This window comes from Nostoc sp. NMS7, assembly GCF_017115085.1.
Taxonomy (GTDB): domain Bacteria; phylum Cyanobacteriota; class Cyanobacteriia; order Cyanobacteriales; family Nostocaceae; genus Nostoc.
This window is the reverse complement of sequence record NZ_JABXKJ010000172.1, coordinates 1-17,636: the sequence shown is the minus strand read 5'-3', so window position 1 is coordinate 17,636 and position 17,636 is coordinate 1. Positions and strand designations below refer to the sequence as shown.

The 17,636-nt window shown below is 41.1% G+C and carries 16 protein-coding genes; 8 read left to right on the top strand and 8 right to left on the bottom strand.

Features of this window, described 5'->3' with window-relative positions; genetic code table 11:
• Positions 1 to 22: 22 nt before the first annotated feature.
• The 5 genes from HWQ38_RS18635 to cas3 all read right to left on the bottom strand — a co-directional run bounded on the left by HWQ38_RS18635 (position 23) and on the right by cas3 (position 4,529).
• Complete coding sequence (locus tag HWQ38_RS18635; RefSeq protein ID WP_292796243.1) at positions 23 to 1,042, bottom strand: PDDEXK nuclease domain-containing protein; 1,020 nt, start codon at positions 1,040 to 1,042, stop codon at positions 23 to 25.
• Positions 1,043 to 1,084: 42 nt separating this feature from the next.
• The gene (locus HWQ38_RS18630) at positions 1,085 to 1,444 is read right to left on the bottom strand and encodes a DUF5615 family PIN-like protein (RefSeq protein WP_292796240.1); all 360 of its coding nucleotides are present in this window, start codon (positions 1,442 to 1,444) and stop codon (positions 1,085 to 1,087) included.
• 5 nt (positions 1,445 to 1,449) lie between these two features.
• Positions 1,450 to 1,692 carry a DUF433 domain-containing protein gene (locus HWQ38_RS18625; RefSeq protein ID WP_292796237.1) on the bottom strand — a complete coding sequence of 81 codons (243 nt, stop codon included), beginning with the start codon at positions 1,690 to 1,692 and terminating at the stop codon, positions 1,450 to 1,452.
• Between the two features lie 140 nt (positions 1,693 to 1,832).
• Entirely contained in the window at positions 1,833 to 2,129 is a 297-nt protein-coding gene (locus tag HWQ38_RS18620; protein ID WP_292796234.1) for a hypothetical protein, read from the bottom strand.
• Between the two features lie 222 nt (positions 2,130 to 2,351).
• Positions 2,352 to 4,529: a type I-D CRISPR-associated helicase Cas3' gene (cas3, locus tag HWQ38_RS18615; RefSeq protein WP_292796232.1), complete on the bottom strand. Its 2,178-nt coding sequence runs from the start codon at positions 4,527 to 4,529 to the stop codon at positions 2,352 to 2,354.
• 100 nt (positions 4,530 to 4,629) lie between these two features.
• On the opposite strand from cas3, the gene HWQ38_RS18610 reads away from it, so the two are divergent.
• The 4 genes from HWQ38_RS18610 (at position 4,630) to HWQ38_RS18595 (ending at position 8,545) form a co-directional block, all read left to right on the top strand.
• Entirely contained in the window at positions 4,630 to 5,496 is an 867-nt protein-coding gene (locus HWQ38_RS18610) for a WYL domain-containing protein (RefSeq protein WP_292796230.1), read from the top strand.
• A gap of 236 nt (positions 5,497 to 5,732) precedes the next feature.
• Positions 5,733 to 6,050, top strand: coding sequence for a hypothetical protein (locus HWQ38_RS18605; RefSeq protein WP_292796228.1), 318 nt, complete (start codon positions 5,733 to 5,735; stop codon positions 6,048 to 6,050).
• A gap of 118 nt (positions 6,051 to 6,168) precedes the next feature.
• Entirely contained in the window at positions 6,169 to 7,407 is a 1,239-nt protein-coding gene (locus HWQ38_RS18600; RefSeq protein ID WP_292796226.1) for a phosphotransferase, read from the top strand.
• Positions 7,408 to 7,450: 43 nt separating this feature from the next.
• Positions 7,451 to 8,545: a T3SS effector HopA1 family protein gene (locus HWQ38_RS18595; RefSeq protein ID WP_292796427.1), complete on the top strand. Its 1,095-nt coding sequence runs from the start codon at positions 7,451 to 7,453 to the stop codon at positions 8,543 to 8,545.
• Positions 8,546 to 8,610: 65 nt separating this feature from the next.
• Here the strand turns inward: HWQ38_RS18595 and xth are convergent, their stop codons facing one another.
• The gene (gene xth / locus HWQ38_RS18590) at positions 8,611 to 9,393 is read right to left on the bottom strand and encodes an exodeoxyribonuclease III (RefSeq protein ID WP_292796224.1); all 783 of its coding nucleotides are present in this window, start codon (positions 9,391 to 9,393) and stop codon (positions 8,611 to 8,613) included.
• 458 nt (positions 9,394 to 9,851) lie between these two features.
• On the opposite strand from xth, the gene HWQ38_RS18585 reads away from it, so the two are divergent.
• From HWQ38_RS18585 to HWQ38_RS18570, 4 genes are all read left to right on the top strand, one after another.
• A complete protein-coding gene (locus tag HWQ38_RS18585; protein WP_292796222.1) occupies positions 9,852 to 10,916 on the top strand; it encodes a glycosyltransferase family 4 protein in 1,065 nt (354 codons plus the stop codon).
• A 61-nt stretch (positions 10,917 to 10,977) separates the two neighbouring features.
• Positions 10,978 to 11,163 carry a hypothetical protein gene (locus tag HWQ38_RS18580; protein WP_292796220.1) on the top strand — a complete coding sequence of 62 codons (186 nt, stop codon included), beginning with the start codon at positions 10,978 to 10,980 and terminating at the stop codon, positions 11,161 to 11,163.
• A gap of 228 nt (positions 11,164 to 11,391) precedes the next feature.
• Complete coding sequence (locus HWQ38_RS18575) at positions 11,392 to 12,414, top strand: zinc-binding dehydrogenase (RefSeq protein ID WP_292796425.1); 1,023 nt, start codon at positions 11,392 to 11,394, stop codon at positions 12,412 to 12,414.
• 32 nt (positions 12,415 to 12,446) lie between these two features.
• On the top strand, positions 12,447 to 12,617 hold the full coding sequence (locus HWQ38_RS18570; RefSeq protein ID WP_292796217.1) for a hypothetical protein: 171 nt from the start codon (positions 12,447 to 12,449) through the stop codon (positions 12,615 to 12,617).
• A 385-nt stretch (positions 12,618 to 13,002) separates the two neighbouring features.
• On the opposite strand, the gene HWQ38_RS18565 is transcribed toward HWQ38_RS18570, so the two are convergent.
• Both HWQ38_RS18565 and HWQ38_RS18560 read right to left on the bottom strand, forming a co-directional pair.
• Positions 13,003 to 15,633, bottom strand: a complete 2,631-nt coding sequence (locus HWQ38_RS18565; RefSeq protein WP_292796214.1) for a DNA polymerase III subunit alpha — start codon at positions 15,631 to 15,633, stop codon at positions 13,003 to 13,005.
• Between the two features lie 629 nt (positions 15,634 to 16,262).
• The gene (locus tag HWQ38_RS18560) at positions 16,263 to 17,453 is read right to left on the bottom strand and encodes a HAMP domain-containing sensor histidine kinase (RefSeq protein WP_292796212.1); all 1,191 of its coding nucleotides are present in this window, start codon (positions 17,451 to 17,453) and stop codon (positions 16,263 to 16,265) included.
• Positions 17,454 to 17,636 lie beyond the last annotated feature (183 nt).

The following is a 17,636-nucleotide window of genomic DNA, read 5'->3' as shown; positions in this document are numbered from 1 at the left end:
TTTATTGGCTAACTCTATAATTCTATTCAAATCCTTCCAGTAATATGGCAACTTGCTCTGGAGCAGGAAGTTGATTTTGTAATTCTTGGGGTAATTTTGATACTACTTGATAAGCTCCTATACCAATTGGTTTATTAGATTCCTTTAACGCATATTCAACAATTGTTCTCTGCTTAGACTTGCAAAGAATAATTCCAATGGAAGGATTTTCATCAGGTAGCTTTACCGTATCATCTAAAACAGCTAAATAAAACTGCATATTGCCAACATATTCAGGTAAAAACTTACCTATTTTAAGTTCTATCGCCACCAAACACTTTAAGCGGCGATGATATAATAAAATATCTATGAAATATTCCTCTTCATCAATTTCTAGCCGATATTGACTACCGATAAAAGCAAATATCCCGCCCATTTCTTGTAAAAATGGTTCAACTCTTGTTAAAATCGCCTGTTCTAGCTGCCGTTCACTGTGTTCATCTGCTAGTTCCAATAAATCAAAAGTATATTCATCTTTGACAGCTAGTTTTAATTGATTACGGATCTCTGCTGGAACAGTTTTATCAAAGTTAGTCTGATTCAACAGAGTCTTTTCATAGGTTTGATTTTCAATTTGGTGAATCAAAACATTCTTTGTCCAGCCAAATTTACGAATCATTCTGATATAAAATTCTCGTTCTAGGTCATCTTTGCACTTCTCTACAATGACCAAATTGTGACTCCATCCAATTTCTCGCACCATTGGTGCGAGTTTTTCATTGTTGACATAGGATTCATAAAAAAGCCTCATCCGCCAGAGGTTAGCAGCAGAAAATCCGCTAATTCCTGGAAACTCTGCTTGTAAGTCTTTTGCTAACTGTTCTACTACGGATTTTCCCCAAGTAGCGCCCTGTTGTTGAGTAACAATTATCTGTCCAATGTCCCAGTAGAGATTAATCATTTCCCGATTAACTGCCTTTAGTGCTTCGTACTGGGCTGAACGAATACGCTGTTTTATTTCCATTAGTAAATGTCTGTAATCCTCTGAAATGGAGTTACTCATAGCGGAAATTGATGCTACGGCTTTTTGAAATTTGTGAATTTTTCAGTTATCGCTTGCGGCTGGTCGAATTCTCACCCTACCTAATTCGGCAGTTACAATCGCACCAGATGCTAATTCATCACCATAAAGCTGAAGTACTCGCAGACAGACAACTAATTGCTCTGTAGTGATGAGATTAACCAAGCGCAAAATGCCAGAGTGAGGATTTCCCCGTACAATCACCAACTCTCCAAAGTCTTTATCAAGGGTTACTAAAATTCGACCTTCACGGTAAGCAGTTGCTAAAATTTCCTCATCGCCTGGGTCTTCTGACCAATCTCCAGTCCAAACTACGTCATAGCCAGCAGCAAGTAAATTGGTACGCACCCCAAACCACACACAAGTATCTAGCAGTATTTTCACATTGGTTACTCTATCAATAATGGTTCAATTCGCTCATGACCAACTAGCCTCCGCGCGTAGATTAAACAGGCTTGCACATCTTCCCGTTCTAACCAGGGATAAGCTTCTAGCAAGGTTTCGATAGTATCTCCTGCTGCAAGCATCCCTAAAATATGTTCAACCGCTAGGCGGCGACCTCGAATAATTGGTTTACCGCCAAAGATTTTGGGGTTGACTGTGATTCTTTCCAAAAATTGTTGCTCGTTCATGGTTTATCTGCGTAGTAACAGTAAATTGCTTTATGTATGGTGTGTACACTTCAAACGGCAGAGCAGTCTAAATCTGGTGGGCAGGCATTTGAACTGATGACCTTCTGATTACAAGTCGGGTGTACACTGCAAACAGCATTTTAATCTAGTGGGCAGTAAATATTTACTAGACTTTGTAGGTTTTCAATTTCACTATCCTTGTGTCTAATACAATTCAGTATTAAACCCTTACACTCCTCAATTTGCTCATTCTGACTGTCAACTATTTGCAATATATATTCATTTAATAAGTCTAATTTTTCCTCTAAGGCATCAATGCGACGACGATGTTCACGGACTTCACCAAATAGGCGTAGAGTCAGTGCTTGGTTGAGATGGTCGAAATCGGCATTCAGTATAAGGTTGGTCAGGTGGGGGTCGGCATTCTGGTTTTGCATTGCTTTTGCATAGAATAACGATCAGTATATAGAGTTTACAGTGTATTAACCAGGGAAACTCTTTTACCCTGCATAAAACCTGTACACTATAGTATAAGTCTAAGGCACTCAAACACGAAAAATCCCTATTAGGGATTGAAACAATACCCTGTGAACGTACTACTGTTCGTTCCTCTGCCTTCAGACTTTGAATCACTAAAATCCCTATTAGGGATTGAAACCTCAAGCAATCCATATCTCATCTCTTTTGCTTTTAAACGTATACGCCAGCGTATCTAGCAGCAGCGCAGAGTGACCAAAAGTGATCGCATAGGGCGCAGTAGCATCATGAAAGCTATACTGATCGCTGATGCCATAAATCTGAAAATTCATCGGTAGCCTTAGCCGCATCCGCACTTCAGCAAGAGGACGGCGAATCACGTAACAAACCAAACCTTCCTTTTTTAGGCGTTTGTTAATTTCCCCAACCCAATAGTTATCAGGTTGCCAAATTTCCACACCAGTCAAAACCTGAACTTTCCAAGCGTCAGCAATTGGCTGCAAGTTTTCAGAATAAGTAAACTTCCAGTTCAGCCGTTCCTCTCGGTAAGAACGTAACTTCATAAATGCTAGACAATGAGCAAATCTACCTTTGGCAATGGGTTGTCGGGTGCGTTCTGCGGTTTCTTTGAGTGTCCGTATAAATGCCGCTTCCGTCCACATTTCAATTTCTAAATTTCCCAAAATACCTGGTAAATCGTAGGTTTTAAACCTATCGGCCTCGTTTTCTTCCGTTAAGTCATATAAACCACATTGCAAAGGACTTGAACCTCGAAAACTAGCAGCATCCTCAGCAATGGGATTTCCTGATTTACCAGAAAGTGCTTGCCAATCTTTCGCCCATCCTTGAATACGTCCAGCTTGTGACTTCAGACTAGTTTCAAATAATTGTTCACAGGCTTCTTGAAACTTGTCTCGGCTTTGGGCATACTGTTGTTTAATTGTGCGATCGCTCAACTGATAAAACAACCGAAATGATTGCACAGCCCCCCAACGACGATAATAACCACGAAAATCGTTGATTTGTCGATAATTCTCAGTAATTGTATTATGAAAAGAGGGGCGATCGCAAATACTATTCACTTCTAGCAGTGGAGTATCTCCCTTAAACAAGCGCTCTACCAAAAAGTTAGGAACTAGAGAAAAAGCTGTGAAATTCTCAAACTTAACTATCTGACCATCTTTCTCATATTCGTCATGCCTTCCTAAGCGTCCTAAACGTTGGATAAAGTTACCTGCATCGGATGATTCAAAAATTAGGAAATTGATTTTGAAATCAACCCCAACATCAATTGTGCTAGTACCAATAACCAAGTCAGCAAAAAGACTTCGTTCCTTTTCTCCTTTTCCCGATAGCCCTGTATTCTCTCCAACTTTCAATCCGTAAGGCTGTAATATTTCCCGAAAAAATTGAGTTAGGCGTTTGACTGCTGCGATTGAGTTAAGGAGAATTGCGCCTTTACTTCCTGGATACTGCTGAAACTGAGCCAAAATCAAATCACTATTATCTTTTAACCAAGTTTCCGAAGCTTTAAACGACGGTTCTAAAGAAATAAAATTCAATGAAATTGTTCGTGCTACCTGCCGCCATCCCTGTGTTTGCAGTTGCTGCCCTTCTTTTGGTGTATCAGGAAATTGATATTTATTTTGTTTTAGAGGATCAATTTCTTTACAACAAAATCCTGCTTTTTCTAATCGCCCAATTAAGTTTGTATCTGGTGTGGCTGAGAGAAACAGAAATTTCTTGCGGCGGTTTGTACAGCGAATTAACAACATTGTGTTAATCACGCTAGCAATTTGTGGAGCAGCGAAAACATGAAATTCATCAAAAATAAACAAGTCAAAATCTTTATCAATTCTGCCCCATAACTTATCTGGACTATCGCCGTGAATTATATAAACACCTCGATGTAGGTAGTGAAAAATATCTGGGTTAGTTAATAATGCTTCTCTCTGGTTAGTGAGAGTTGCGATCGCAGCTCCTTTTTTCAATCCCTCATTTTCAGCATAAATCTCTAAATCAGCCCCACTGAGTCGCACTACACGCGGCTGATTCTCTGGCTGGAATTTCTCAACATATCCTCTAATCTGCGTTTCTTGATCGCGGGCGAGTTCATTGGTTGGGTAAAGTCCGATCGCAGAAAATTCGCCCTGAAGAACTTCTAGGTAAGCCGCGAGACTTTTACCATCGCCAGTCATCGCAGTGTTGAATACTACATCAATATTTGGATCGCGCAACGCTTCTAAAGTTGCGGCTTGATGCCAAGAAAGCGACCAATCTTTAGGTAATTTCACCCCGTCTGGTGTCGGGACGGTTTGGGAGTAAACAGGCTTGAGAGTAATTCTGTAATTTTTGGACATACACTTAAATAGTGTCCGTAACTGGTTGCTAAAAACTATATTGACACGCAAAATAGAAGTTTACAAGAGAGAATGTGTATAAAGTATACGGACATTTTTAATGAGTCGAAAAGGTCAATCTATTACACTCTCGATATCAGAACGCGACAAAGCCGAGCTAGAAGCGATCGCTCGTGAATTCGGTATGATGTGGGGAGAAGAGCCTAACATCTCTAAGTTAATTAAAGCGATCGCTCAACGTAAGTTACTCATCGGTAACAATAACGATTGGAAAGAACCACGCATCAGGGCATTACATAGATGTATCAATGCTTTGACAGACATCGGGCAAATTGAACAAGCCCAAATCATTGCAAACTTACTTCTCGAACGCAGCGAACTATCATTACCGTTGCGAGGCGAAATCGAACGTTTCTTAGAGAATTTGCCCCCAGCTTGGCGCTTAGAAATAGACCGCTATATCTTGCGCGAACAGCCCTTTCAGCTTTCCTATCAAGATGCAACTGGACGTTTATTAAACTTTACGGTTCGCCACGCCAAAGTAGCACCCCACGAAAAGCGACAATATCTTGATTGCTGGTGTGAGGAAACAGAAGGAAATTTTGATATCCCAGAACTGGTTCACAACTGGAGTTTACGATTAGACCGAATTACGGATGCGGCGGTGACTTCAATTTCTGGTGAGTGGCGTACTAATTTGGATGAGATAAAAGTAGAAATGCACTTATTTTCTGGCTTGGCTTTTGCTTATCAAGCTAAACCAGAAGACAATATTAATGAGTGGCTACCAGATAAAGCGCGAGTTCGGCGAGTTGTCAGGCGAGTATCCAGTACATTTTGGTTCAGTCGTGAAGTCATGCAGTATGCACCAGATTGTGTAGTTATTTTACCTGAGAATGTGCGCGATCGCCTCAAACAAAAACTCCTCACCCTCTGCAATTTATACGATATCGAAACCAGGTCTTAACTCTTTCCCTCTCCGACTCGGAGAGGGACGGTTTTACATAGTAAAACCTTCTTAGAGGTTTCTTATTTGCAACTCCCCTAACATCCTTGACAAAAGTACACTTCCATAAGATGCACTCATGTAGCCTTTATTTGCGATCGCCTCTAGTCATCTACACTTTGTAGGTGACACAAATAACGTTATAACAAGCTTTCTAGACATAAATTTTGAAAATTAAAGAAAAAAATCATCATTAATTGCCTAAAAAGTCCGGTTTTTTTGGCTTTGTGATGATAAATAAAAATAATAGCGTTGAATGTCATGCTTCCTACGACGAAGGATTACTGAAATTCTTCGCTGCTTTCAGAATGACTACTGAACATCAAATTTTTGCTGGGGATGCTTCTTTGCCAGAAAAAAAGGAGATAGATCGAGCTACATCAAAAGGCTCAACCACAAAACTTACTCTAGATGTATTTGTAAAGATGTCACGTTATCTTGGGGCAAATTTTAAAGGAATTGTAAAAGACTTGGTGCCATTTTGGCAGGTTTCTACCCAAAATATGGGATATTAGTAGATTGTACAAATCTTTATTGTTATTTACACATCAGTTACTATCTACCGAAAGCTGCTGAGACCAAGCAAATTTGACACAGATAAATTTAAGTAATTTATGAAGTAGGAAATAATACATGGTATTATCACTGTCTTCTCATAACGTTATCCAGTATCTGCAAGACGCGGGTCTGTGTAGCTCAGAAGATGGCGCATCAGACAAATCTGAGTTGCCAGGAAGTAGTAAAAACAATTTCGATTTACTAGTGACTCTAGCAGATAATCGAAAACTGCTCGTTAAACAAGAACGTAGCATCAACAATGATGCGCCGCCCCATGAGTTGTTTAAGGAATGGCTGTTTCACCAGTTGCTCCAACAGTTTCCAGTTCTCGGCAATATTTCAGCCCTCGCACCGTTGCTAGTGCATTTTGACGAAGAAAATTCTATCCTCGTCCGCAATTACCTGAGTGAATATCGGGAGCTTGCGATATTCTACCATAACAATGAGATTTTTCCACAAGAAATTGCTTCTGCGATCGGCACTACTTTGGCGGGACTCCATCGTGCAACCTTCAACCGCCGAGAATATAAGGATTTTATGGCAACTGCTCCCCAAGGAGAGTTTCGCTATGGCTTTTACAATCCGGCGCAAGGGGTAGGGTCAATTGAGCCGGAGATTTTTGGGAGTGTTCCCACAGATGCACTGAAATTCTATGTTCTCTATCAACAATACGAGAGTTTGGAATCTGCGATCGCAGATTTGGCATCTAACTGGAATCCTTGCTGTTTGACTCATAACGACCTGAAATTAAACAATATTTTGGTTCATTCCAGGTGGGAGAAACTAGACAATTGCCTAGTACGACTAATTGATTGGTCAGCTTGTGCTTGGGGAGATCCAGCTTTTGATTTAGGGACTTTACTAGCAAGCTATTTAGGAATTTGGCTCAATAGTCTCGTAGTAGACCCCACCATTGAGTTAGAAGAATCTCTACATCTGGCGTTGACACCGTTGGAAATTTTACAACCTTCAATTATTGCCTTAATTAGGTCTTATATAACTGCTTTCCCGATGATTTTGTCATACCGCAGTGACTTTGTTTTGCGCGTTATCCAGTTTGCGGGGCTGGCACTAGTTCATCAAATTCAGGAGATGATTACGTACCGGAAATACTTTAATAATGCTGAAATCTGTATGCTCGAAGTAGCTAAAAGTTTACTCACTATGCCGGAGCAAGCTGTGCTGACTATTTTCGGGATATCAGAGTCAGAAATCCTCAATCCTGTAGCAAAAATCCATAAACTTCCTCAACCTGTAAAGGAGCCACAGTTACTTCGCCTTTATTACGAAAAAACTCGGCTTCGTGGTTGTTAATGGCAAGGAGCAGAACAATTTGAAGCAGAATACAGAATTCAAAATACAGAATTCAGAAACCACTATCAATCAACCGCTAACTTCTCTATTGGACATTGCGAAGAATATCCAGATTGAGTCAAATTTTTGTATTTCCCATCCCAATTATCAACCCTTTGCTCTGCCGAGTAAAATAGCCGATAGATTTCAGCACAATTCTGTAGATTTACAACAGAAGTATCTCACTCTACTGCTGCGAAATTTTCTCTATGGAATCTATTACAATGGTTCGCTACAAAGTACTTTGGCAGTCAACATTGATAGTACTAATTGTCCACCAAAGTATAATTTAGCAGATAATTCGATTTTGGAGATTGATTGGAACTTTTACGAGCAATTGCACGCTAGTAATCACGGCATAGGTTACTTTGACCCTCAATGGCAGGTGTTGCGAAAAGAACCTGATGGGACTATGGCGGTGACTAAAGGCGGTTTAACACTTTATGTTGAGCCAGACTGCTATTTAAAATCCAGCAAGAAACCTACCAAAGTCGGTGAGACGGTAGCAATCTGGATGCCCAAAAATCGACTGCAAAATGGCTGTTACTTGGCAGTTAGTAATGTCGGACAAGAACGCCAGAGCAACCCCGATGCTGATTTGGGAGCAGGGCGAATTTACTTTAACTTTACGGCATCTGGTGCGATCGCGCTCATGGAAAGCTTGACACTGCAATTGAATGCAGCCTCGATTCCCTTTAGCTTTCAGGTTCTTCACAACCCTTCTGCATACGGACGCTATGATTCGGGGCTACTTTACTTTAAACTCCCCGACTATCCAGCAATCCGCGCAATCCTTCAGGTTGTTTATCCAGAAAATCAATCCCATTTCCAGCCCGAAATTCCCTTGTTTACCAAATTCTTAGCACCGGGGTTAGGTTTAGCTGAGGAACCAATCCAAAAATTTGCAGCACAAGAAAGTTTTGGGATGAACCGTTGCCAAATTGTCGCTAATGCTTTATTAGAAGCTTGGCAAAAAGGTAAGAATACGATGGAGGAACGGATGAGGGTTATTGAGCAACACTTTACGCGACATCTAATAGATTTGCAGCGTCCTTATCTTAATCCCAGTTCTGAGGATATTTATTATCCTTTAAATTGATGCGGAGTGGGGAGTGGGGGAGTGGGAGATGAGGGGGAAAGAATGCCCAATGCCCAATGCCCTATTCAAAATTCCACAATCACCGGCACATGGTCGCTGGGTTGGGTTAATTTTCTGGGTGCGACATCAATGATGCAACTTTTAGCACGCTCATATAGCACAGCTGTAAGATAGTGATGGTCAATTCGCCAACCTAAGTTGCGACGGAAGGCGGCGGCGCGATAATCCCACCAGCTATAATTTCCGCCTTCTGTGGTGAATTTGCGAAAAGCATCAGCAAATCCCAGTGTCACAATAGCCCGTAAGGCTTGGCGCTCTGCTTCTGTTGCCATAATGTGATTTTCTGTACTCACTTGCTCGTGAATATCCTTATCTTCAGGTGCGATGTTGAAGTCTCCGCACACATTAATTGCAGGTTCCGACAGCACCAGCAAGCGCAAATACTCGTGTAGGGCTGTCAACCAGCGTAGTTTGTATTCGTATTTTTCAGTTCCGACTGCTGCGCCATTGGGAACATATAAGTTCACAATCCGAACACCATCAATTACACCCGTAATCACCCGCTTTTGCTCATCCCATTCGTGGTGTAAATCTGGCAAAATCGCCCGAAACCCGCTACTTACGTCTAAGAGTGGCTGGCGGCTAATCAGGGCTACGCCGTTATAAGATTTTTGTCCTGATATATAAAGGTTATAGCCTAACTGCTCAAAAGGCGATCGCGGAAACTCGGCATCCACAACTTTGGTTTCTTGCAAACAGAGAACATCAACAGGATTCAGGGTTAACCAATCGATAACCTGTTCAAGGCGAGTGCGAATTGAGTTAACGTTCCAAGTAGCGATTTTCATTCGTTAGTTATCAGAATTTTTGTAAATTACTAATTAAATTTGTGTAATTTTTGTACAATTACTTAATACTTATAATTTCTGTTCAGTTTGCCAATTACCTTTAAAGGAAGCTTTAATGACTTGATCCCATTCCATAATTTAGTGTTGTCAGCTACAAAATCTTCCAGTTTGTCAGTTCTGATACAAAATATTCTCCCTCATTATGATCCCCAAGACAGATGTAACAAGTAATAGATTAGCGATACCGTTAGAAGTGTAGCTCATGGTTGACTTTTGCCAATAGTCGTTTAGATTTGCCGGTAGAGAATTTGCGTTCCGGTTAACCATTGTTACGCTTTTGGTAGCCTGTTAGGTTAACTTAAATGTCAAAAGAGTAAATACAAATCCTCTTTCCTCATAATATAATGCTGTTGCTCATTATATAGAGGGAAGTTTCAGAGACTGAACCAAAACAACTTATGAAAATCGCTCAAGTTGCCCCCTTATGGGAAAGGGTTCCACCTCATAGTTATGGAGGAATCGAACTGGTAGTGAGTCGCTTGACTGATGAACTTGTTCGTCGCGGTCATGAGGTAACTTTATTTGCCTCTGGCGATTCTCAAACTTTGGCTCACTTGGAAGCAGTTTATCCAGGGGCATTGCGCTTAGACCCAAATGTGAAAGAGTATGCAGTATACGAAATGCTGGAACTGAGCCAAGTTTACCAAGGTGCTGCCCAATTCGATATTATCCATTCTCATATAGGGATTTCGGCATTAGCTTTAGCGAGTTTGATAACAGCAACTTCTACAGTCCACACTCTGCACGGTAATTTTACAACGGACAACCGTCACGCATTTAGCTACCACCAAAAGCAACCCTACATCAGCATTAGTAACTCGCAGCGTCAAATCGATCTCAATTATATTGGCACGGTTTATAACGGAATTGAGCTCGCAGATTACCCATTTGTAGCCCAACCGTCAGAACCTCGGTATTTGGCGTTTTTAGGCCGTTTTTCACCAGAGAAAGGGCCACAACATGCGATCGCCATTGCTAAAGAGAGTGGTTGGCGCTTGAAGATGGCAGGAAAGGTTGATTTAGCAGACTCGAAGTTTTTTGAACAAGAGATTGCCCCCCTGATAGATGGTCAGCAAATTGAATATCTAGGCGAAATTAACCACGCCGAAAAAACTGAACTTCTGGGCAATGCTGCCATAACTCTTTTCCCGATTAACTGGCAAGAACCTTTTGGCTTAGTAATGATTGAATCAATGGCAACTGGTACACCAGTGATTGCCATGAATTTAGGCTCTGTACCTGAAGTGATTGCCCATAATAAAACAGGTTTTATCTGCAAAAGCTATACAGAAATGGCGGCAATGATTCCACTAGCTTTGGAACTCAATCGTCAAACCTGTCGAAAATATGTGGAGAACAAGTTTAGCGTTAGCCAAATGGTTAACGGATACGAAGCTGTTTACAGACAAATTATTAAAGACCGCATAGAATCAAATGGCCGCATTCGTGCTGCCAAAATCTAGTTTTAATCAACTGCTTTTTTATCCAATTTAAACAACAACTCTTTTTAAGGAGGACATTGGTATGAATACGAGAGCCAACACCTGCTTATGTTGCGGTGGTCCCCTCCTGCGTCATGCCCGTCATGGTGAACTATATTGGTTTTGCCTGTCGTGCCGACAAGAAGTACCGCTATTAACGGTTACTCGCTTGCCGAATGTGGAAACCCGGAATACTGGAGTGGTTCCGCAGCCAGCAGTGAATAGCTAGTTTTTCGAGATATAAAGCCTACTATAGCAGTCTGCTTTGATTTTTGAAATTATTTGCGTAGATAGGGAGTGGGCTTGCCCTGAACGTAGCCGAATGGGAAGAAGCCTTTTCGGGGTGTACTGATTTTTTTCAAAAATTAAAATACGAGTCCTATAGAAATCGAGTTTACATTTATCAATTAGCTCCAACTGATAAAATCGGATGGAGTTAATTGATAGGTTTAAAGTTTTGTTAGCAGCGTTACTTTATGGTCAAGAAGATTTACGCCTAGAAGAGGTTGCTGACCCTACTCCGGCGGCTGGCGAAATTGTGATCCAGGTAGGGGCAGCAACAACTTGTGGTACAGATTTGAAAGTCTGGCGGCGTGGTGGTCATGCCAAAATGCTGATGCCGCCGACGCTGTTTGGTCATGAAGCTGCTGGGCGAATTGTTGCCTTGGGTGCAGGTGTGACTGGTTGGCAAATAGGCGATCGCATTGTCGCTAATAATTCCGCCCCCTGCTACCGATGCTTTTTTTGTCAACACCAAGAATATTCCTTATGTCCGAACCTGACGTGGAATAACGGGACTTTTGCGGAATACCTGAAAATTCCCGCAGCGATAGTACAGCATAATTTGTTGCAAATTCCTGATGAGTTGCCGTGGGAATTGGCAGCGATGACGGAACCTTTAGCTTGTGTGTTGCATGGTGTAGCGCGTTCTGACATCAAAGCCAAAGATCAAGTAGTCGTCTTAGGAGATGGGGCGATCGGGCTGATGTTTGTGGCGGCGTTGAGTGCGAAAGCTGAGGTTTTGCTGTGGGGAGGTAATAACCACAGACTAGAAATTGGTCAGAAATTGGGTGCAACTCAGACCTTTAATTATCATCAAATCTCGGATATTCCCAGTGTGGTGAAAGAACTCACCCAAGGATGGGGCGCAGATGTAGTGATTGAAGCAACTGGTGTACCAAGTGTTTGGGAAACTGCGATCGCCTGTGCCCGTCCTGGTGCAACAGTCAACTTATTCGGTGGATGTCCACGGGATACCAGCATTACCGTGAATACAGAACAGCTACACTACAGCGAACTTACCATCAAAGGCGTGTTTCATAATACACCAAAGTATGTGCGGCAGGCGCTTGCATTGATTGCTAGTCGCAAAATTCCCTTGGAGTTACTTATTAGTGAACAGCGATCGTTAAAAGATTTAGAACAGGTGTTTTATGAGATGAAGGCGCGTCAGGTGATTAAGGTAGCGATGATTCCTTAGTTTTTTACCCTGAAATTGAAATTGACGGTCGCTTGCCTAAAAATCCTATAGGTGAAGAAATTGCCCTTTATAGGGATACGCTCAAAAACCAAGTCGATGCTTCCAGTAAGCAGCTACTCAACGGTAAACACTTGCAAAATAAGCTGATGTCGAAGGTTGCGAATATTCTCTTTCGGGAGTTGTCGAGAGCGATCGCTAACTAATGCATAGCTATACTTACCCGTGCCCTAACTGTGGTTATAAATGTTACAGTCCTTCGCAGTATTGGATTATAAACGAGAATAACCAAAGGGTGCGTGTTCAGTTGTACCACTGCATTAACTGCGGTTACGAACCAGAAGTTAAAGAAGCAGAAAGTATATTGGAAGACCCAAGTCGAAGAGACAAAAGATTTTCCTAATTTAAAACCCCTGCATTACTGTAGGGGTTTTAAATGCCTCAATAGTTTAGAGTGAAAGGCAGGAGGTAAGTTCTTTCATTGCCTCTACCCACAACAATCCTTCCACTTCCAGGCAGCGTAGCACATCTGTTAAATGCTGTATTTGCCGATACACTAAACTCAGCACTATTACTAAAGTTTTATTCTGGCTAATTCGGTAAACCCTCTACCCGCATCAAATCCAATTCCCGTTCAAATATTTCATCAATTGGTAACATTTGACCATCAACAGTCATAAATTTATGGTCTTTTGTTGCCCGAATCAATGAACCATCTTCCAAACAATATTCAAACATTTCTTGTTGTCCGCGATCGTGCCATTGTGCCACAGGTTGCGTGTAAATATTTCCATTATTATCAACGCTGTACACAGTACATTCAATGCGTTTTTCTACAATTTCCCCAATCGGCAGTAATCCATATTCTACTGTCAATATTTCTGTGTCATAGCTTAAACAATATTCAGCAAACTTTAACATTTGCTCAAACAATTCATCCGCAACTTTTTTCTGAACACCATTTTTCGCTGCACCATCTACGAATTTTTCACGCTGCTTTTGCATCTCAGAAACTTTCTTTTTACCCATCGCCCGGCGCAGCAAGTCAGCTTGTCCTAAAGTATATCCAGCCATATCCTGAGCAATTTTCATGATTTGCTCTTGATAGACCATAATTCCATAGGTTTCGTCTAATATTGGTTCTAGGATTGGGTGTTGATAATCAATTGTTTCTCGACCATGTTTGCGGTTAATAAATTTAGGAATTAGTCCTGCATCTAATGGTCCAGGTCGATAAAGTGCCAAAATTGAAGAAATATCTTCTATATTAGAAGGCTTCAAATCTCTGACTATCTGACGCATCCCAGAAGATTCTAATTGAAATATCCCTTCTAACTCCCCTGCTTCTAATAATTCATAAGTTTTTTGGACATCTTTTGGTAGAGAACTATGTTCACCTTTAGCTAATATCTTTTGTGCTTTTCTTTCCTGGCGGGGAATTTCATCAGGATCAACCCGATATCCTCTTGTTTCTTGAATCAAATCAACGGTCTTTTGAATCAGCGTCAGGTTCCGCAAACCCAGAAAATCCATTTTCAACAAACCCATTGATTCCAGGTCTTCCATGAAATACTGGGTAATCACAGAACCGTCATTATTCTTTTGTAGCGGCACAATTTCATCAAGTGGATCGGCAGAAATTACCACACCTGCTGCATGAACACCAAAAGTTTTGTTAGTTCCTTCAATTCGCATCGCCATATCAAGCCAATGGCGAACATGGGGTTCTTTATCATATTTCTCTTTAAACTGTGGTTCTGGGGTTTCCTTAGAAATCATCACCTTGAGTTTCGTTGGTTTCCCCCGCACCACAGGAATTAATTTCGCCATTTTGTCAGCTTCCCCGTAGGGAATATTCAATACTCTGGCGACATCTTTTAAAACTGCTTTAGAAGTTAGGCGGTTAAAAGTAATAATTTGGGCAACTCTATCTGCACCATATTTCTCAGTTACATATTCAATAACTTTATCTCGTTGTTCAATACAGAAATCCGTATCAATATCAGGCATTGATTTCCGTTCTGGGTTCAAGAAACGCTCAAATAGTAACCCATGATGTACAGGATCAATATTAGTAATTCGCATTGCATAAGCAACTAATGAACCAGCTGCCGAACCCCGACCTGGCCCCACAGGAATGTTATTATCTCTAGCAAATTTGATGTAGTCCCATACAACTAGAAAGTATTTGGAAAAACCCATCTGCTGAATCATTTTCAGTTCGTATTCCAATCTTTCTTTATAGACAGAATCGACTTCCTGGCGAGATTTGCGATTTAATCGTTCTAAAAGTCCACTCCATGCAACATCTTCGGCGTAAGTGTCAGCAGTATGACCAGAGGGAATTGGGGGTGTAGGAATCTGAGGCTCACCCATAATATGGTAAGGCTCGACTTTATCGGCCACTTCTTCAGTGGTAGCGATCGCATCTGCAATCACATCATCCGGCAAATGGTCTCGAAATAGCTGCTGCATCTCCTCACCAGATTTGAGATACTCTGTACCGCTATAACGCATCCGCTTATCTTCAATAATTAGCTTGCCAGTTTGAATACAGAGCAAAGCATCGTGGGCTTCAACGTCAAAACAAGAAATAAAATGCGAATCATTAGTTGCAACAAATTTAATCCCTAACTCCCGTGCAATTTTGACTGTTTCAACATTCACAATTCGGTCTTCTTGGGAGCCGTGATCTTGAATTTCTAGATAATAATCATCACCAAATACATCTTTATACCACTGAGCAACTTTCCGGGCTGCATCTGGTCTACCACTGAGAATCGCTTGGGGAACTTCTCCACCTAAGCAAGCACTGGTGACAATCAAGCCTTCATGATATTCTTTTAGTAAATCTTTATTAATACAAGGGCGAGAAAAAATTCCTTTGCCTTGAACACCTTTGAGGTGAGAAATTGTGGTTAATTTGACTAAATTTTTGTAACCTTTGGTATTTTTAGCTAAAACAACTTGATGATATTTGGGGCGGCGTTCTTGTTTCTCAATATCGCCGTTAATGATATACATTTCATTGCCGATAATCGCCTTAATATTATGACTACGACAGATTTTGATCAATTCAACCGCGCCATACATGACACCATGATCGGTAAGGGCGATCGCTTTCATCCCCAGTGCGATCGCTTGATCCACCAACTCTGGTAGCTGACTAGCCCCATCGAGTAGACTGTAGTCACTGTGAATATGTAAAGGGACAAAGGACATAAGCAATTAAAAATTAAAAATGTTCGAGTAGCATCTTATAGAGAAGAAACACAACTACCGCAAGCATTAGAGCTACTGATAGTATACAGTTTTAATGCTAATCAGGTTATCTCTAGGGTCTACCCAGTGGCTTACCCTTTCGAGCCGGATTTTGCACAGGACTTACGCAAACAATAACTGAAAAGAATAAAAAACTCCACCCACAAGGGGATGGAGTTTTTAGTCATTAGTCATTAGTCAAAAGTCATTAGTACCAATGACCAATGACTTTTGACTAATGACGCTCATCGGCGGGGCGGTGGTCACTGAGCACGGCCGAAGTGCTATCCCTCTCCACCCACGTTCGCGCAGCGTCCCGTAGGGAGGGGATGGAGTTTCCCGCCGCTTTCAATGATTTTTAGCTAGGGGCAATACCCTGCGGTCAGCTAAAGCTACATGAATTGCCCCTACCGCGTGTAGTTTTGCCTAAGTCTTATTGCAAAGCAACGGGATCTTAGATTAACTTGTTTGTAAAATTTTCACTTCCGAAAGTTAAGTTTTAATAGTTACAGCAGTTAACCAGTATCTAGCCATTGATTTTTTATCTCACGCCTTATTTCATGAGTTTTAAAAAGAATACTATAAACTTCTCAAATCTTCACTTCTAAAGGCAAAATTACCGTAAAAGTAGAACCAACCCCTACCTCAGAGACTAGGTTAATTTGACCTTGCAATAGTTTCACTAAACGCGAGACGATCGCTAACCCCAATCCAGTACTATCAGGAAGATAGGAACGATTGCTACAACTCACGCGAAAGTAGGGTTCAAATATCTGGGCTTGGTTTTCTGGTGCAATGCCAATTCCAGTGTCAGAAACTGCGATCGCCCATCTCTGATTCTCCAACACCTTACACCTTATAATAATAGTCCCCGACTCTGTATAGCGAATCGCATTACTAATAAGATTTGTAACAATCTGTTGAAATTTAAAAGAATCTGTGATCAATTCTATAGGGGCGTGATCGCAATCTACGACGATTTTTAAATTTTTCTCAGCAGCTAAAGGTTCCAACATTTCACATACATTATTAATTAATTCACGTACATTGGTAGCCGTTAGTTGGAATTTTATTTGCCCTGGATCATCCCGCGAGAATTCTAGTACATTATTAATCAGGTGCAGTAATTGTCTACCATTCCGTAGCACGCGCTCAATGTGTTCTAAATTGGCAGAAGTGTCTTTCACCTGAGTCTTTCGCCGTTGTTGGCGTAAAAACAGATCCGAGTAACCAATAATAGAAGTTAGAGGTTGTTTAAATTCATGGGCTAGTTGGGAAAGATACTCTTGATTTGCGCTAACTAAGCGCGTGAGTTCCTGATTATGGAGCGTAACTACTGACTGCAACTGCTGTAATTCTCGCAACCGCTCTTCAACATAACTCTTAAAACATCGAGCGATCGCTTCATCTATGATAGCGTCAATCAAACGCATAGAACGAATTATCTCTACAGGTGTTCCACTCAATAAATCTGCTTGTATAGCATCAAATATTAATGTTCGTAGCAAATGATATTCTCTAGCTATTTCGGTTGGATCAAATCCTTGTTCGGCTCGAATAGCTCCATGCTGGAAACTCGCAGTAACCATCGACTGAATATCATTATCCGGAGATTTTGAAAGCACCGTTACCATTGCTTTCAAAACATCAGGGATGTGATCCTTTACGGCTGTATAAGATAAATCATCAGCACTTTCAATCTGTCTATCATTGCGAACTGCTGTAATCCATTTATCAAGGATGGTGTCCGCTTTTTCAGCCAGTACTTGACTAAAATCCATTATGTTAAATTCAGCGAGGAGATCGATGAGTAAACTTCACTACTATATGCAATTAGTTTACCGAGTGCAGTGTTTTTTTCGCAAAATTAGCGATTTAATTAATCTATCAAAAGAAATATATTTTATATGTATCCGCTCAATAAGTTGCGGTAAGCAAAAATTATTAGCGATTGTTGAATCAAT

Excerpts from the sequence above, each read along its gene's own strand:
- HWQ38_RS18635 (WP_292796243.1), bottom strand. The coding sequence starts at position 1,042 with ATGAGTAACTCCATTTCAGAGGATTACAGACATTTACTAATGGAAATA.
- HWQ38_RS18625 (WP_292796237.1), bottom strand. The coding sequence starts at position 1,692 with ATGAACGAGCAACAATTTTTGGAAAGAATCACAGTCAACCCCAAAATC.
- HWQ38_RS18620 (WP_292796234.1), bottom strand. The coding sequence starts at position 2,129 with ATGCAAAACCAGAATGCCGACCCCCACCTGACCAACCTTATACTGAAT.
- cas3 (WP_292796232.1), bottom strand. The coding sequence starts at position 4,529 with ATGTCCAAAAATTACAGAATTACTCTCAAGCCTGTTTACTCCCAAACC.
- HWQ38_RS18610 (WP_292796230.1), top strand. The coding sequence starts at position 4,630 with ATGAGTCGAAAAGGTCAATCTATTACACTCTCGATATCAGAACGCGAC.
- HWQ38_RS18600 (WP_292796226.1), top strand. The coding sequence starts at position 6,169 with ATGGTATTATCACTGTCTTCTCATAACGTTATCCAGTATCTGCAAGAC.
- xth (WP_292796224.1), bottom strand. The coding sequence starts at position 9,393 with ATGAAAATCGCTACTTGGAACGTTAACTCAATTCGCACTCGCCTTGAA.
- HWQ38_RS18585 (WP_292796222.1), top strand. The coding sequence starts at position 9,852 with ATGAAAATCGCTCAAGTTGCCCCCTTATGGGAAAGGGTTCCACCTCAT.
- HWQ38_RS18580 (WP_292796220.1), top strand. The coding sequence starts at position 10,978 with ATGAATACGAGAGCCAACACCTGCTTATGTTGCGGTGGTCCCCTCCTG.
- HWQ38_RS18565 (WP_292796214.1), bottom strand. The coding sequence starts at position 15,633 with ATGTCCTTTGTCCCTTTACATATTCACAGTGACTACAGTCTACTCGAT.
- HWQ38_RS18560 (WP_292796212.1), bottom strand. The coding sequence starts at position 17,453 with ATGGATTTTAGTCAAGTACTGGCTGAAAAAGCGGACACCATCCTTGAT.